The organism is Bacillus sp. FSL L8-0199 (assembly GCF_038005705.1).
GTDB lineage: Bacteria > Bacillota > Bacilli > Bacillales > Bacillaceae_G > Bacillus_A > Bacillus_A cereus.
In genome coordinates this window covers 94,347-111,477 of the sequence record NZ_JBBOTS010000003.1, presented here as the reverse complement: position 1 = coordinate 111,477, position 17,131 = coordinate 94,347, and the positions used below count along the sequence as shown (strand labels likewise).

The following is a 17,131-nucleotide window of genomic DNA, read 5'->3' as shown; positions in this document are numbered from 1 at the left end:
CTTAGATTAAGTGCTATAATTAGCAGTAAGATACAGCTATAATATAGACTATTTTAAAATAAAAAAATTAATGTTTAAAATAACTTCACCCTTTTTATATTCCCCTATAGTATCTACAGAAAGCTTTCAACAAGTAATTAAAGGATTAACCGTACATACAACATTGCGCTCCATAACTTTAAACGATTTAAACTAAAAAATAAAAATAAATTCTTAAAGAGAGGAAAAAGGAAAGAATGGGAGTTAAGCAATTACTGTCGGAGGCACAACGAAATGAGTTAATGGATTTATCACGTTTAACAGAATGGGATTTGGTAACATTTCATACCTTTTCTAAACATGACTTACATTTAATATTCAAGCATCGTAGAGGTTATAATCGTTTAGGTTTCGCTCTTCAACTGGCATTAATTCGTTATCCTGGATGGGCTTTAACTGAGTATAAAGATATTCCTATGTCAGTAATCCAGCATATCGCAAGACAGCTACAGATTCCTGCAGAAGAGTTTTCTAAATATGCCAATCGTAGCAACACATTATGGGAGCATCTTAGTGAAATTCGTGAAGAGTATGAGTACAGTAATTTTTCTTCTAAACATGAAGAGAATCTATTGAAACATATTACACAACAAGCTATGGAAAACAGCAATTCACTTCATTTAATTGAAATAGCACTGTCCATGTTACGGAAATCAAAAGTTATTCTTCCTGCCATGTATGTAATTGAAAATATAGTTTGGGAAGCCAAACAGCAAGCAGATCAAAAGGTATACAGTATTTTGTATGATGACTTAACATCTGAGCAAAAGAAAAGAATAGATGCTTTACTTCTACCCACAAACAATGGAATTTCGCCATTGGTTTGGTTAAAACAACTTCCCTCTCAACCATCACCAGAGTCTTTTCTCAAGGTTGTGGAGCGATTTGAATATGTAAAAGATATAGGGCTTGTAGTTGATACGAGCAAGATTAATTCCAACCGCCTTCGGCAGCTTGCAAGATTAGGATCAAAATATGAACCATATGCCTTTAGAAGGTTTGATGAAGTAAGAAGATACAGTATTTTAGTTGCCTTTATGCTAGAAATTACACAAGATTTAATCGATTATGCAATTGAAATACACGACCGTATCATGATGAATCTTCAATTAAAAGGAAAAAAAGCACAAGATGAGATGCAAAAAGTAAATGGTAAAAAACTGAATGAAAAACTTGTACAATTTATCAAGATATGTGGAGCACTTATTGAAGCGAAAGAAGTAGGGAAAGATGCTTTTACAGCTCTAGATGACGTTATGCCATGGGATAAAATGGTGGAATCGGTTGAGGAAGCCAAACAGTTATCAAGACCTATAAGCTATGATTATTTAGATTTGTTGGAGACTAGATATTCCTATATCAGGCGGTATGCGCCTGCCCTATTAAGGGTCTTCCAGTTTGGATCAACTAAATCGGCAGAGCCAGTACTTCAAGCGCTTCATACTATACATGATTTAAACATAAACGGAAAGCGCAAAGTACCGATGAGTGCCCCTTTGAATTTTGTATCAAATCGTTGGCAAAAACATGTGTATGACGACGAAGGTAATGTTAACCGACATTATTACGAACTTGCAGCATTAACAGAGTTGCGAAATTACATAAGATCAGGAGATATATTTGTTTCAGGAAGTAGACAGCATAAGGCATTTGATGATTACTTAATATCTGAAGAGGATTGGAGAAATATAATAAATGCGGAAAATTACTTGGCAGTTCCTTTAACGGTCGAGGAGTACTTAACAGAAAGGATTACTTCGCTAAACCAACGTTTGGACTGGTTATCAAAAAACAGTGAAAAATTAGAAGGTGTTGATATCAACCAAGGAAAGCTATATGTGGAGAGGTTAGATAAAGGGACTCCAGAAGAAGCAAAAGCATTTAGTATCCGTCTACATAATATGTTACCAAGAATAAAGCTCACAGATTTACTATTAGAAGTAGCCAGCTGGACTGGATTTCATGAGCAATTTATTCATGCTTCAACAAACAAATCTCCTGATCAAGAAGAGAAGAATATAGTATTAGCAACTCTAATGGCAATGGGAACAAATATTGGTCTTACAAAAATGGCAGAGGCTACTCCTGGAATCTCTTATAGACAAATGGCAAACACTGCACAATGGAGAATGTATGATGATGCTATGGTTCGAGCTCAGTCTGTTCTAGTTAACTTTCAACACAGGCGACAATTAGCAACATATTGGGGAGATGGTAATACATCGTCCTCAGATGGAATGCGGGTACCTATTGGCGTTCGCTCTTTACATGCTGATTCTAATCCGCATTATGGAACCGGAAGAGGAGCAACTATCTATAGATTTATAAGTGATCAATTTGCTTCCTTCTATTTAAAAGTAATTAATACAAATGCCCGAGATGCACTATACGTTCTTGATGGGTTACTTCATCATGAAACAGACCTCATGATTGAAGAACATTATACAGATACCGCCGGATATACAGACCAAGTTTTCGGATTAACACATCTTCTAGGTTTCCGCTTTGCACCACGTATTCGTGACTTAATGGATACGAAACTTTTTACTATTAATGGTGTGCAAGAATACCCTAATGTCCAAGCACTATTAAAAGGTAAAATTAATTTAAAGGTTATTCAAGACAATTATAATGATGTTTTACGTTTAGCATACTCTGTAAGAACAGGTAAAGTATCTAGTTCGCTTATCATGGGGAAACTTGGATCTTATGCAAGACAAAATAAATTAGCAACCGCCCTTGGTGAAATGGGTCGAATAGAAAAAACAATCTTTACCTTAGACTATATTTCAAGTAAATCAGTAAGAAGAAAAATACAAAAAGGCTTAAACAAAGGTGAAGCCACAAATGCCTTAGCCAGAGCCATATTTTTCGGAAAAAGCGGAGAGTTTAGAGAAAGAGCCCTTCAAGATCAATTGCAACGGGCCAGTGCACTTAATATTATTATTAATGCGATAAGTGTATGGAATACGGTCTATATGGAAAAAGCCGTAGGAGAATTAAAAGTTACAGGCGAATTTCGAGAGGATTTAATGCCGTATATATGGCCTTTAGGTTGGGAACACATCAATTTCTTAGGTGAATATAAGTTTGAGGGATTACATTCAACAAGTTTACAAGCCTTACGCCCTTTGAATATAAAAGAGCCGATTTACTCTTAACGGGGTAAGATACGGCTCTTTTTTCATATAAATTTGCTTAGCGTGGTTTTTTTCCGAAATGCTGGCGGTACCCCTATTAAAGGTGTTTACATAATTAGTTAAATTCCAACTTAGCAATTGACAATTGCTAAGTGAAGATATAAAATCAAAATAGTTTACCGGTAAACAAAAAGAATAAAATAGATAAAGAAGGGTAGAAGCATTTAAATGAATAAGGGAATAAAACAGAAAATTTACGATAATTATCTACATTTGTTACACCTCAATGAACAAAAGGCAGATAAGGATATTGAGACTTTTTTTAAGCAAGCAAAAATGGATGAAATAGAACATGTACCGACAAATATGACAAGTATACACGTAATTGCCTGTATTGGTGAGAATCAACCAATAAATAATATTACAATTGCAAGGAAAATGAATTTATCTAAAGCGAATATCACAAAAATTAACACCAAATTAATAAAAGAAAATTTAATCACTCGTTTTCAGTCAATTGATAATAAAAAGGAGGTATATTATCAACTGACTCCGGCAGGACAATCACTTTGTGAATTACATCAGAAAATTCATGACCAGAAAGAAAATGAATTTTATCAGTTCGTTGATTCATTTTCTGAAATTGAACAAAGTGCAATATTGAAGTTTTTACAAAATATAAACAATAAAATGTTGGGGAAATAAAGTTATTATAATTTAAATAAATTAGCTAATTATTAATAATTTTTTAGGAGGGATAGCATGAACCGTGTTAAATCAAGTGCTTCTTTTCTTTTATATTTGTTGTGTATTAGTGCTTTTTTCGCTTCTTTAAACCAAAATATATACTCTCCAATAATCCCCATAATCCGGGATTCATTCCAAGTATCTATAACAATGGTTAACCTTTCGGTTTCCATATTTATTTTTATTACGGCAATTATGCAAATTGTTTTTGGTTCTATAATTGATTTTAAAGGTGCTAGGACTATTCTTATTCCGAGTATTATTTTAACAATTATAGCGAGTATTGGTTGTGCAATTACAAGTAACTTTACAGTGTTTTTAATATGTAGAATTTTACAGGCTGTAGGGACAGCTGCAATACCACTTATTGCGGCAACTACAATTGGTACTGTATTTCAAGGAGAACAAAGAGGAAGTGCAATGGGTACATATCAAACCATGTTATCCATTGCCCCTGCTGTTGCACCTGTGTTAGGAGGTTTTATTGGGGAAAAATATAATTACCCAGGTGTTTTCTGGCTACTTGTAGTAGTATCTATAATTTTATTTATTACTAATTGGTTATATTTCCCTGGAGATCGTAAGGGGAGTAAAAAAGAAATGAGTGGAAAAACACTTATATCTCACTATGCTTCTATATTTAAGAGCAAAGTGGGAAGCTCCATATTAATATTAAGTTTCTTTGCATTTTTCCTTTATTTCTCCTTCATTGTTTACTTACCAATTTTATTAACAGATCATTATCAATTAAGTTTACAAGTAGTGGGTTTACTTTACTTACCAATGGCTATAAGTTTAATAATTGGCAGTATGACCTTTAAAAAAATTCAATCAAAAATTTCACAAAAAAATCTTTTTATAACTGGAAATGTAGTCTTAGCTTTAAGCGTAATATTATTTGCTGTGACACACTCGAATACTTTAATTGGTGTAACAGTTGCTTTAATTCTCCACGGAATATCAATTGGTATCCTCACTCCTTTATTCGCTACTATGATTGCAAATGAATTTGAACATAATAGAGGAAGTGCAATGGGAATGTTTAATTTTATTAGATATATGGGAATGGCTGTCGGACCCATTGTTTCGGGATTATTATTAGCACATTTCAAGCCTACAGTTGTATTTGCTCTATTTGGCGGATTTTTTATTTTTCTCTCTTTTTGCATGCTTATAAGGATTAGTAAGAGATCTATTAAAATCGTGCAAAAACAAGAAAATATAAAATAAGAAAATGATTTATTATAAAGAATTAATAGCATATAAACTTTATAGTTAAAACATTATTCATAATAATATTATGGTAAGCTAATAAATGATCTTGTTCATAATAAAAGGTGTAATACATTATTTCTTTTTAATTTTGAATAAGGTAATTAGAAATTTCAATAAGAGAAATTAGATTTAGTAAAGTAATAAAGAAGGTTTAGAAAGGTTTTATCGTAAAAAGACAATCAAGTTATTTAATTTTAAAACCTAAAACAAGCATAACCCCGTTCTAATTTTAGAACGGGGTTAAAATATAGTTGTTTAAAAATCTATTTTTTGCTCAACAATAGCGCCCTTTTATTGAATAATTGGTTAAAGTTTTATTTGGAAATTAATTAAAGACAGTGGTTCTCTAGGATAATACTAAGCATAAATAATATTGTAAGTCGGTTTGACAACTCCACTAGGGTACTGTTTCATGTCCACTAACTTCAACTTAAGACGCGGCTTTACACTTCCGAATAAAGAAATACCTTCACCGACTATAATTGGATTAACCTTCAATACCAATTGATCAATAAGTTTATGTTTAATCAACGACCCAGCTAATTCTCCGCCTCCACATAGCCATATTTTACCGTTCCCTTGCTTTTTCAGATTCTTAATATATTTTATAGCATCACCTTTAATAAGTTCAACCTCTTCGTTTGACTCAAACTGCATGGAGTTGGAAAATATGTAATGTTTTATGCCCTTATAGCCAGGTTCACCTGGTTTAGCACCGAATTGAAATCCAAACTCATATGTTTTTCCACCCATCAATACGGCATCGTATTGATGAATATCTGATAAAAAGTCTGGGACATGATCTCCATCAAATAAAAAGCTAGAATTATTAATATTTCAATCAATCATACCTTGATCTGCAATAAAGTTATCTAGTGAAACTGCAACATGATAAATCAATTCGGCCATTCAGTTATCCCTCCTGTAAAATGAATCACCTAATTAATTCCATAAAACTGATTTTATTTCCTTTTCTTATTAAACAAGCTGTCCCGGTTAAATCAATTAGCTTTATTCCATTAAATGGCCCAATTATGGAATAACATGATTGGCGTTTTTAAACAACTTTATTATCTCTGTACATTTATTTTTACGCTTTTTTATTTTAATAACAAATTTATTGCTATTCTAAATTTACCATATAAGATTTTACAGCTTGCAATAGGAATTCTTCCTGTCCCATACCAGTATCCGCTGCCATTTGCACTACTTTTTGCTTGAATTCATGATCTGCATGAAAAGTTAATGGCTCTACATTATTTTTAAAGTAAACTCTTTCTACATGTGGAAGGACCGTACCTGATTTCATATGAGAATGTAAGTTATTTAATCTCTTCTTGAAACTGTAATGGATCAACTTGTAATACGAAAGGTTTAATTTCTAATTTAATAAATATCAGGTGAAATACTCAATCGCATATTTGTGACACCTAGCTCTTTGTAAAATAAATTTATTAGATTATAAATAATGGAATTAAATAGCTGCGTTTTTTTTTATAAAAAACATAAATACCCTCGTTTGGTAATTACACCTTGTATATGGAAAGGTTCAAAGGAGTAATCATGTTCCTTATAAGTGGATAGAGGCAAAATTTCTTCGTCTTCTGTAAGAATCTTGCCGTCTGCTCCATTGATTTCTATTACTCTAGCGGTTTTCTCCAATTTTTTCGCGATTACTATAGGTATATTTAAAATAAGTCATATGTTCTCCGTAATTAAGTTCGGCTAAGTTTATTTCTATTTTCATAGCATCTAATATTATAAATAATATCATCATGATTTAGAATATCCAAAAATTCGACTCAAAAAAGTTTGCAATATACACCTAGATTGTAAATGGACTTAAGAAACTTTGTACTAGAATTACCTATTTACACAATGGCTGAGTGATTATGTATGAAATTGGCTGGTTTCTATTTTAAATACAAACTGTATTATAAAGATATAAATAAATAGATTAGGGAGTTACTAGTAATATGAAAGAGATAGAAATTATAAAATCAACAGAAAAAATAACCATTACATGGCAAAGCGCAACAATAAGTATCCCATTAAAAGATATAATTGAGGTTAATAAAAATAATACGTGCAAGAATACTAACAAAGCAGTGGAAATCGGTAATAAGTTCAAGCATTCAGAAACTATCTTTATTAGAACAAAAAAATTGGATTATATATTATTTACAACTAATAAATTAACGCTTCTAAATAAAATCGCATTCTAACTTATGATTAGTTAGAATGCGATTTTTTCTAAGTATTTTATAATAGTGCATGTTAAGGTTTCTGAAAATATTACATATTTATAGGAAACCTTTGCGAAGAACTAATGAATGTGATTATGAGAAAAGTAAAAATAAATAGAAGGTAAAACGGTTTTAATTATATAAAAAATACATAACTATAAATAACAACATTTAACTTATTTAATATTAAATTATAAAGGGACAATTTAAAATTCGTCTTCTAAAATTAAATTACCGGCATCATTATCTTTCGTCAATCGCTGATTTAGGTAATTTTCTTTCGTAGTACGATCATTTTTATGACCTACTGCAGCTGCAATAATATGAGGTGGTAATTTCTTGTAATCATATAAGTACTGCACATAAAAATGTCTAAAGAAGTGGGGAGTAATTCCAATATCCACTGTAAAGGATAACTGGGTATCCTTTATGATTTTAGAAATATATTGTGACAAATAATTCTCTCTATAAGGAGTATGGTTTTTAGTTTGAAATACTGCTCCACCATTTCTATTTCCAATGTCTATAGGTAATCTTCGCCGAATTCGAAATGCTACAATCCGATTAAAAATCTCCTTATTAATAGAAACAATCCGTTCACTATCACCCTTTGTATCAACCTTTAAATAGTATCGTCCTCGTATGGCATCATACTCAAGATCTTCCCACTTTGCATGTGCTACTTCTGCAACACGTAACCCTGTAGTAGCTAGAACTGACAATAAAGCGTAATTGATTTCATTATCCTTGTAGTAATGAAGTAACTGTTTTACTTCCTCATATGATAACTCACGTTTAGGTTTATGTTGTTTATTTACAGTTGTACTTAGTATTTCAACATGTAGAGGATCCTGAATATATTGGATTTCATATAGCCATTTCAAATATGAACGAATAACTCCAAGCTTTCTACTAATTGTAGATGGCTTGTATTTATCTTTTGACTGATAGGAGATTGCCTCTTGAGATAACCATTTTTGATAATTACGGATATGTCGTTTTCTAAGATTTCTCCATACTTGACCAAATTTATAATCCTTTACATCTTTCTGTAGAAATTCCTCACTTTGTTTAATAAAGAAATAAAATTGACTTAAATCACGTGCATATAGGATTCTTGATGCATCCTTGATTCGTTTTCCTTGGTCAAAATGTGTTTGTCGATTCAAGTAGTAGTACAGTATTTCTTCATCTGAAAATCCTTCATAAGTATATGAATCTTCTCTTTCGTTATTTTCCTTTTTTACTTCCGCTTCATTTATATAATCAGGGTTCCATAATGCAATTAGATTTGTGAAATTTTGTTTTTGTTTCTCTATGTTATTTAAAGAAGTCTCACTATGAACAATATCTAATTCAAATTTCAATGTTATTCAACTCCTTATAACTTCCTTTTATATTAAATATTATACCGTAAGCAATTATAAATTAAATTACATATTAAAATTAAATTTTATGAAGTAATAAGTATATAATAACTGTAGAAAATCTCCCATTTTCTATGGTTATTATTAAATTTAAAAAATACTATTTTGCTAATATATTTTAATCTTTAGTGAAATTGAATTTTAAAATAAAATTAAATTAAACATCATTATAATTTATAATCTAATCTACATAACGTTGTATGTTATAATTTATTTAAAATGTAAATACTATAAATTTTAATTTACATAATATTATTATGTAAATTACGAGGTGTGAGGAGGAATTAGAATGATTAGCGCATATGAAATGACTATGACTACAAATGAAGTAAAAGATTATTTAGATATAAGTCACTTTATTTTTAATAATTTAATGAAGCAAGGAAAGCTAACACCAATCAATAAGGATACGTGGCGTTTAGATGGTAGTTTTTTATTTAGTAGAGAAGAAGTAGAAAAAGTAAAAGAAGAACGTAAAATTGAGGGGATTACTTTATACCAAGCAAGTAAAGAGTATCATATTAGTATGAATCAGCTTGAAAAATGGATAGAAGAAGGAAAGTTAGTTTATTTTTTAATAGAACATCGTAATCGACAAACAAAATTTGTGAAGGAGGAGGATGTTCGTGAACTTGTTCAGCAAGTAGAACAAACTAATCATATATATACATTTTCGCAGAAATATAATGTAGTATTATTTCAAAAGTTTGTAAAAGGCAATACATTGGCACGTGTTATTTCTATTCCAAAACGTGGTGATATTATAGTTCTTGATGAATTTGGAACTAATATGACACTTAGTGAGGCATTAAAAGCAGGATATGAGTCCGCTTATAAACTGTCGGATAAACCTAGAAGTCATCATCAAAGGTTTGTTAAGTTTCGTTTTCCTAAATCTGCGCAATTACGAAACAACATTTTTCACATAATCGATAATATATTACAGTACGTATCTCCAAGAAATATAAAGATTTTAGAAGAAGAGACATTTTGGTATTTTGAAATTCGTCAATCATTAATTACATTACCACCAGGAATTCAAATGGAATGGATTGAGGAGTTAACGCCTTATATAATAGAAGGGAAAATTGTTCCAAGAATGAATCATAGCGTATATTTAGATAGTAATACAGTAACGAAGTCTGTCATACTTACAAGTAAGGAATACAAATACTTAAAAGAAATTACAAATGAAACAAATAGCTCTATTGAAGAATTTATAGCTATTGCTATTAGAGACAAGATTAATCAGCACTTACTTAAGTGAAATCGAATTTTTTAATGAATTAAAGCTAAATCCAGGTATTTTCTCTTTTACTTTTATTAAAATGCTTTAGGTGAAAAGGAATAAATGCCAAACGTTCCTATTACTAAAATAATAGTGGGGATATAAAATCTGAATGTCTAGTTTGTATATCTTAAATACTTCCTATAAAGTCTGTTATCAGACTTTCGGAAGTATAGAGAAAAAATACAAAAATAGTTGTATGAATAATGTAGCGACAAATTCTCTCTATATGTATTATGTAAAAATATCTATTGTGTATGTGAAATAAATTTATATGTATGTTTTAATCATTAATGTTAGAAAATTACCCTATATTTTTTTGATATTATTTATATTTTTGTTTTAGTCCAAACTGCATTACGGCCTTTTGATATTAGTTTAATTAATTTTTCTTCTTGTAAACAAGCAAATGCTTTATTGATTGTGCTTGGTGAAACATCTGAAAATACCATTCGTATTGCTTCTTTTGTAAAAGGTAGTTCTTGTTTTAATATATACTCTTTAATTTTATAGCTTTTGTTCCCTTTCAGTTGGTAACTTGTAATATGTACGTCTAGTTCTTTATATGCTTCTAGAATAATATGTAATAGACATTTTAATATAAAGGATACATTGTGTTCTTGAAAATGCCAATTTGCTGAAGATTTATATAGGGCATCATAATAATCTCTCTCGTATTTTTTTATTATTTTATCTAGTGAAATATATTTCACTAGTGAATGTTTACTTTGTAATAGTAATAAAGATAGAAGTAGACGTACCATTCTTCCATTTCCAGATTCAAAAGGAAAAATACATATAAAATTAAGTACAAAATTACAAATTAAAAGTAGTGGATCAATATCTTTTTGATTTAATAAATAATTGTATTCCTCACATAAATTTTTTACTGCTTCTGGGATTTCTTTAATCGTTAAAGGACGATAGCAATAAAATGAGAAATTAAGTTGCTCATGTTCTTCAAGTAAGATGTCCTGTTTTCTCCACGTTCCACTATCCGAAGTAGCATATTTAAAAAGTTGAAAATGTATTTCTAAGATTGTGCTTGGATCAATAGTAAGTCTTTCATAGTTATTATGAATGAGTGATAGCGCATCAACGTAACAAGATATTTCATCTTCAATCATTGTTTTTGGCGACAGATCATATGTAATTAATTCTTTTAACCTTTTATTTGTTATTTTTAAGTTTTTATACATTGCGACAAAATCTTTGGTATGTTGAAGCTGAGTAGATTTTTGCAACTTTTCTAATGTACATGGAAATTCCTTCTCATAGACCTCCAATCTCCCTTGGTATTGCTTTATTTTTCCAATTAGGCTTACTACATCTAAATTTACCAATAAATTTGTGAATTTTTCGCCAAAAAACGACATATTTTTCCCCTCCTATCATATAAAACTATACAATACTTAACTGGATTTAAAGTGTTTTTTTGAATAATTTTCTAAAAAAAATTAAAAATATAGTTTTTTATGTGTGAAAATTACAATAATTAGGGTCTTTTTGCCTTATTTTGTGACAAGATTTAACATCAGATTAAATAGTTTCGTGTTAAAAAGCAGAGTTTTATATTGTGTAATTGCTTTTTATCAATAAGTGAGTCATTGCATATTGGGAAGGGGGAAGTCCTTACTAATGAAGACTATTGCTTTTTACTTACCACAATTTTATGAAATACCTGAAAACGATTTATGGTGGGGAAAGGGTTTTACAGAATGGACCAATGTAAAAAAAGCAAAACCACGTTTTCTGGGACACTATCAGCCTAGGGCTCCATTAAGGGATTATTATTACAATTTGTTAGATTTAGATGTACATAAGTGGCAGATAAATTTAGCAAAACAGTATGGTTTAGATGGTTTTTGCTATTATCACTATTGGTTCAAAGGGAAAAAATTACTAGAAAAACCAATAGAATTGAGAAATCAATGTAAGGAGATTGATTTCCCATATTGCTTATGTTGGGCAAATGAATCTTGGACAAGATCATGGGATGGAAAAGACCAAGAAGTATTAATGCGACAAGAATATGGGGATGAGTCTGATTGGAAAGAACACTTTAATTATCTTTTGCCATTCTTTAAAAACAAAAACTATTTAAATATTAAAGATAAACCGATATTTGTAATTTACCGACCAGCTTCTATACCAAACCTAAATAAAATGTTGAGTCTATGGAATGAATGGGCTCAATCTGAAGGGCTTCTGGGGATACACTTTGTAGAAATGTTAACAATTTTTGAAGATAAATCAGATTTTCTTTTTGATGCTGCTATAGAGTTTGAACCTATGTACACTTTAAAAAAACTAATAGGTAATACAACTTCACTACATCAAGAAAAAAAAGATTTTCACTTAAGTTATGATTTTGTATGGAAAAGAATATTAAACCGTCAAATTAAAGAACGTGAAAACATATATAAAGGGGCATTTGTAGATTGGGATAACTCTCCAAGGAAAAAAGAAAGCGCTTTAATTGTGAAAGGGGCTAATCCCGATAAGTTTAAGAAGTATCTTTTACAACATAGTAAGGACACTGACTTTTTATTTATTAATGCTTGGAATGAGTGGGCAGAAGGCACATACCTAGAACCAGATGAAAAGTATGGATATAAATACCTTGAAGCTTTAATGGAGATAAAGAAGAGTCACTTCTAATAAATTGTAACAGCAAGAAGAAGGGGGAAACATTATGACTGATATAAATACTATGATTTCCATTCGATACATTAAGAAATCATATGGAGATTATACAGTTATTAAGAATTTAAGCATAGATATCCGTAAAGGTGAAATTATAGGATTACTAGGACCGAATGGAGCTGGGAAGACAACACTTATATCGATTTTATCTACTCTTACTCTGCCAGATGAAGGGTATGGTACAGTATGTAACTACGACTTGTATACTGAACGGAATAAGATTAAAAAAAATGTGAGTGTAGTACCTCAAGATTTAGCGCTATACCCGACTTTAACTGCATATGATAATTTATCTTTTTATGCCGATTTATATGGATTAAAGGGAAATAGGAAAAAAAGCCGCATAAAAGAAGCTTTGCAATTCGCACAGCTTGAGGATTGGGCACATAAGAGAATTGATACATTTTCAGGTGGTATGAAAAGAAGAATTAATTTAGTGATCGGTTTGTTAAATAAGCCAAAAGTTATTTTCTTAGACGAACCAACAGTGGGAATTGATCCGCAATCAAGAAACCATATTTTTAATTGTATTCGCCATCTCGTAGAAGAACTAGGAATCACTGTCATATATACAACTCATCATATGGAAGAAGCTGAGATGTTATGCCATCGTGTAGCAATTTATGATAAGGGTGAAATATTAGATATTGACACCCCAAAAAATTTAATAACAAAGTATGGGGAAAATTATTTAGAGATTGTAATATCAAATATTCCAGAAGAATTTATACATAAAACAAAAATGATTGTTGATGTGAAGTCCTGCACTTTGGTAGATAAAAAAGTCATCATTCAATGTGTAGATAGCTTTAATGTTACAAGAGAAGTTATGAAATTAATTCAAAAATATAATTTGAAAATCGAATTATTTAATGTTAAAAATTCTAATTTAGAAAATGTATTTTTACATTTAACGGGCAAAAATTTAAGGTCTTAAATGAAAGGAGATGGTAAAAATGAAAGCTTGGTATATAGCTAAGAAAGATTTACTTATTCTTTTAAAGGATATCCCTGGTCTAATCTATTTATTTATTACACCTATTATAGTTATTGCAGTTGCTAGTTTTGCATTATCAAATGTATTTGATAGTAAGACGGAAAAATTCAAGATTCCTATAGTAGTAAATGATAATGGAGAACTTTCTAAAAGGGTTATTGAGGAATTGAAAAAAATCCCTGCCCTTGAGATAGAAGAAACTTATGAACTAAATGGTAAAAAGAAAGCATATACAGAAGAACAAGTGAAAAAGGAAGTTCAAACTAAAAAAGCAGCAATCGTAATTCCTAAGGATTTCACACAAAATGTATATTCAGGGACAGAGGCCAAAGTCATCATCATAGAAGATGAAGTTGATCGCATTATTCCAAGTGTTGTTTCAAATGCTGTAACTCAAATTGTATCAGAAATACAAAGAGATATGACTAAAGAGATTGTAAAACAAGCCTCTGCCCAAATGGAAGTAAATGTGAAAGTAGAGTTTAAAAAATTAGCATCAGATAATGAACATAAACCCACTCCATTTGAATCTAATGTACCAGGATATGCCGTTATGTTTGTACTTTTAGGTACTGCAGCAGCTGCAGGTGCATTAGTAGAAGAGAGAGAGAATGGAACGTTAAGAAAAATTCTTACTTTACCTATTAATACATTATCAATCATTTTTGGAAAGATGCTCTCATGCTTTATAACAGCTATTGTTCAATGTGCAGTCCTTTTTAGCGTAGGACATTTTGTATTTGGAATGTGGCTAGGGAAAAGTGTATTAGGAATTATATTACTAGTGATATGTACTGCATTTGCAGCTTCAAGCCTGGCAATTTTATTAGCTTCTATATGTCAAACAAGATCACAAGCAAATGGTATTTCTATTTTAATCGTGTTAACTATGTCTGCTTTGGGTGGATCTTGGTGGCCACTTTATATAGAGCCTGAATGGATGCAAAACCTAGCGCATATTACGATTACAGCTTGGGCAATGGGAGGCTTTAACGATTTATTAGTATATAACAAAGAGTTCTCCTCTGTTCTTATTCCATCCGCTGCATTAATTGGTATGGGAATTTTATTCTTAACAATCTCCATACAAAAATTTCGACGTTCTTATGAAAAGTAGGTGAAATAAGTGTACTTAGTAAAAAATGAGGTGAATGTTCGTTTTGGGGAATGCGATCCTATGGGAATTGCTCACCATTCTCATTATTTTCATTGGTTTGAGCTGGGTAGGTTTCAAATGCTAGATATGACTGGTATAAACCAGTATTTAAAACAGGAAAAATTGTATTTTCCAATTATTGATATAAGATGTACCTACAAAAAATCAGCTCGTTTTCAAGACGACTTAATTGTAGAAACCTATCTTAAGAATGAAAGTAAAGTTTATATAGAATTTGTTTATAAATTATTCCGCAAGAGATGTAGAGTTTTGTTAGCGGAGGGATTTTCAAAACACGTTTTAACAAGGTCGAATGATCAATTAATCAGTAGATTACCAGAAGAAATTTTAGAAAAGCTTCAATTTGAAAATAGCGGGGGTGTCATATGATTACATTTATTTTTCCGGGACAAGGGTCCCAATCCGTAGGGATGTGTAAAGGGTATTTGGATAAATACCCAAACATATTTGTCCCATTATTTGAGGAAGCAAATGATACGCTAGGATTTGATTTAAAGCAACTATGTTTATATGGACCAAGTGAAAAATTAATAGAAACCAGTGTTACACAACCAGCTATTCTTACGGTAAGCACAGGGATATCAAGAATTTTACATTTGCATGGTATAAGGCCATCTAAAGTAGCGGGGCATAGCTTAGGACAATTCTCCGCACTGGTAGAAGCAGGATCTTTACAATTCCATGATGCATTATCCATTGTACGAAAGCGTGGTCAGCTGATGAGTAATGTAAAGCAAGAGGGGTGTATGTTAGGAATTGTATCGAACACATATCAAACATTATTTGAAGTTGTAGAGGAATCTAAACAATATGAAATTGATATTGCTGCCTATAATTCCCCTACACAGGTTGTATTTTCTGGTGAGAGTAAGAGCATTCTTAAATTTCAAAAGGTACTAGATCAAAAAAATGGTATAAAAACTAAAATACTCTCAACTAGTCATGCATTTCACTCACGTTTAATGGGAGAAATGGTTCTTGAGTTTAAGGAGTATTTAAATTTATTTTCGTTAAAAAATGCTCAAATACCAATTGTTTTAAACTGTTCAGGAAAACCAACTACAAATAGAATCAATATTTTACAAGATATAGAAAGACAATGCGTAGATCCAGTTATGTGGCAAGACACTATCTACACTTTATTGAATAATGGTATGAAATACTTTATAGAAGTAGGTCCCGGAAATACTTTAACCAAGTTATGTCGCTCCTTTAAGCAGAACATATCTGTATCCTCTACAGAAACACCGATGTATTTAAAAAGAAGCCTTACTACAATAGAGAAAGAATTTAAGGGGGAACGGGTCTATGTTTAATGGAAACGAAGTGGCATTAGTTATCGGAGGATCACGAGGCATTGGTAAATCAATAACAATGGACCTAGCCAAACAGGGCTTAACTGTTTACTTTACGTTTCAAAGTAATCAAAAATCAGCAAATGAAATAGCAAATACTATAGGAGAAAAAGGTGGAAAAGCGTTTCCTATGCATGTAGATATTACAAATGAAGACTCTATTCATAAATTGTTTCAACACATACGCTCAAAAGAAAAAAGAATAGATATTTTAGTAAATAATGCAGGAGTTATAAATGATGGATTTGCTGCAATGATGAGCGAGGAAAAGTGGGATCATGTGGTTGATTTAAATTTAAAAGGAACATTTCTTTGTTGCCGACAAGCATTAAGAATAATGATGAGACAGAAAAGAGGTTCTATTGTAAATATTACGTCGACAAGTGGAATAACGGGTGCAAGAGGTCAATGTAATTACTCTGCCTCAAAGGGTGGGGTTATTTCCTTAACCAAGACCTTAGCATTAGAAGGTGGGGAATACGGGATTAGGGTTAATGCTGTTGCACCTGGTTTTATAAAAACAGATATGACAAAAGGAATGGATCAACAGACATTAAAAAGGATGTTAGAACTAGTGCCGCTTGGCAGAATTGGAGATCCTAAAGAGGTAGCATATCTAACAACATTTTTATCCTCTAACTATGCAAGTTATATCACCGGGAAAGTTTTTACAGTGGATGGTGGATTAGTTAATGGCTAAACATTAGATGATTTAATGACGAATTTTGAGTTAA

General features: G+C 31.1%; 13 protein-coding genes and 2 pseudogenes. 11 read left to right on the top strand and 4 right to left on the bottom strand.

From position 1 onward, the window contains the following. Positions 1-236 precede the first annotated feature (236 nt). The 3 genes from NST86_RS30915 (at position 237) to NST86_RS30905 (ending at position 5,156) form a co-directional block, all read left to right on the top strand. Positions 237-3,200, top strand: coding sequence for a Tn3 family transposase (locus NST86_RS30915; RefSeq protein WP_340935194.1), 2,964 nt, complete (start codon positions 237-239; stop codon positions 3,198-3,200). Between the two features lie 207 nt (positions 3,201-3,407). Continuing rightward, positions 3,408-3,884, top strand: coding sequence for a MarR family transcriptional regulator (locus NST86_RS30910; RefSeq protein ID WP_086423096.1), 477 nt, complete (start codon positions 3,408-3,410; stop codon positions 3,882-3,884). A 57-nt stretch (positions 3,885-3,941) separates the two neighbouring features. After that, positions 3,942-5,156, top strand: coding sequence for an MFS transporter (locus NST86_RS30905; RefSeq protein WP_061663216.1), 1,215 nt, complete (start codon positions 3,942-3,944; stop codon positions 5,154-5,156). 402 nt (positions 5,157-5,558) lie between these two features. On the opposite strand, the pseudogene NST86_RS30900 reads toward NST86_RS30905, so the two are convergent. Next, positions 5,559-6,110 (bottom strand): annotated as a pseudogene (locus NST86_RS30900) (dihydrofolate reductase family protein). Between the two features lie 214 nt (positions 6,111-6,324). Continuing rightward, a pseudogene (locus tag NST86_RS30895) lies at positions 6,325-6,857 on the bottom strand (helix-turn-helix domain-containing protein); the annotation flags it as partial. A 320-nt stretch (positions 6,858-7,177) separates the two neighbouring features. Here NST86_RS30895 and NST86_RS30890 point away from each other — a divergent pair. Then, on the top strand, positions 7,178-7,426 hold the full coding sequence (locus NST86_RS30890; RefSeq protein WP_061663217.1) for a SunI/YnzG family protein: 249 nt from the start codon (positions 7,178-7,180) through the stop codon (positions 7,424-7,426). Positions 7,427-7,653: 227 nt separating this feature from the next. Here NST86_RS30890 and NST86_RS30885 read toward each other — a convergent pair whose 3' ends face one another. Further along, positions 7,654-8,814 (bottom strand): tyrosine-type recombinase/integrase, encoded by a 1,161-nt coding sequence (locus NST86_RS30885; protein ID WP_061663218.1) that lies wholly within the window; start codon positions 8,812-8,814, stop codon positions 7,654-7,656. 349 nt (positions 8,815-9,163) lie between these two features. Between NST86_RS30885 and NST86_RS30880 the strand changes: the two genes are divergently transcribed. Further along, positions 9,164-10,141: a hypothetical protein gene (locus tag NST86_RS30880; protein ID WP_000622370.1), complete on the top strand. Its 978-nt coding sequence runs from the start codon at positions 9,164-9,166 to the stop codon at positions 10,139-10,141. A gap of 350 nt (positions 10,142-10,491) precedes the next feature. On the opposite strand, the gene NST86_RS30875 is transcribed toward NST86_RS30880, so the two are convergent. Next, on the bottom strand, positions 10,492-11,538 hold the full coding sequence (locus NST86_RS30875) for a Fic family protein (protein ID WP_000007500.1): 1,047 nt from the start codon (positions 11,536-11,538) through the stop codon (positions 10,492-10,494). A gap of 262 nt (positions 11,539-11,800) precedes the next feature. Between NST86_RS30875 and NST86_RS30870 the strand changes: the two genes are divergently transcribed. From NST86_RS30870 to fabG, 6 genes are read left to right on the top strand one after another with little or no spacing between them, the layout of a single operon-like run. Continuing rightward, positions 11,801-12,823: a glycosyltransferase WbsX family protein gene (locus NST86_RS30870; RefSeq protein WP_000848168.1), complete on the top strand. Its 1,023-nt coding sequence runs from the start codon at positions 11,801-11,803 to the stop codon at positions 12,821-12,823. A 34-nt stretch (positions 12,824-12,857) separates the two neighbouring features. Next, entirely contained in the window at positions 12,858-13,805 is a 948-nt protein-coding gene (locus NST86_RS30865) for an ABC transporter ATP-binding protein (RefSeq protein WP_000129820.1), read from the top strand. Positions 13,806-13,824: 19 nt separating this feature from the next. Next, a complete protein-coding gene (locus NST86_RS30860) occupies positions 13,825-14,982 on the top strand; it encodes an ABC transporter permease (RefSeq protein WP_000649290.1) in 1,158 nt (385 codons plus the stop codon). A gap of 9 nt (positions 14,983-14,991) precedes the next feature. Beyond that, positions 14,992-15,411, top strand: coding sequence for an acyl-CoA thioesterase (locus tag NST86_RS30855; RefSeq protein ID WP_000281620.1), 420 nt, complete (start codon positions 14,992-14,994; stop codon positions 15,409-15,411). Then, the gene (locus NST86_RS30850) at positions 15,408-16,358 is read left to right on the top strand and encodes an ACP S-malonyltransferase (protein WP_086423095.1); all 951 of its coding nucleotides are present in this window, start codon (positions 15,408-15,410) and stop codon (positions 16,356-16,358) included. The genes NST86_RS30855 and NST86_RS30850 overlap by 4 nt, the downstream gene beginning before the upstream one ends. Next, positions 16,351-17,097: a 3-oxoacyl-[acyl-carrier-protein] reductase gene (gene fabG, locus NST86_RS30845; protein WP_050822612.1), complete on the top strand. Its 747-nt coding sequence runs from the start codon at positions 16,351-16,353 to the stop codon at positions 17,095-17,097. Before NST86_RS30850 ends, fabG begins: the two co-directional genes overlap by 8 nt. The last annotated feature ends 34 nt before the right edge of the window (positions 17,098-17,131 follow it).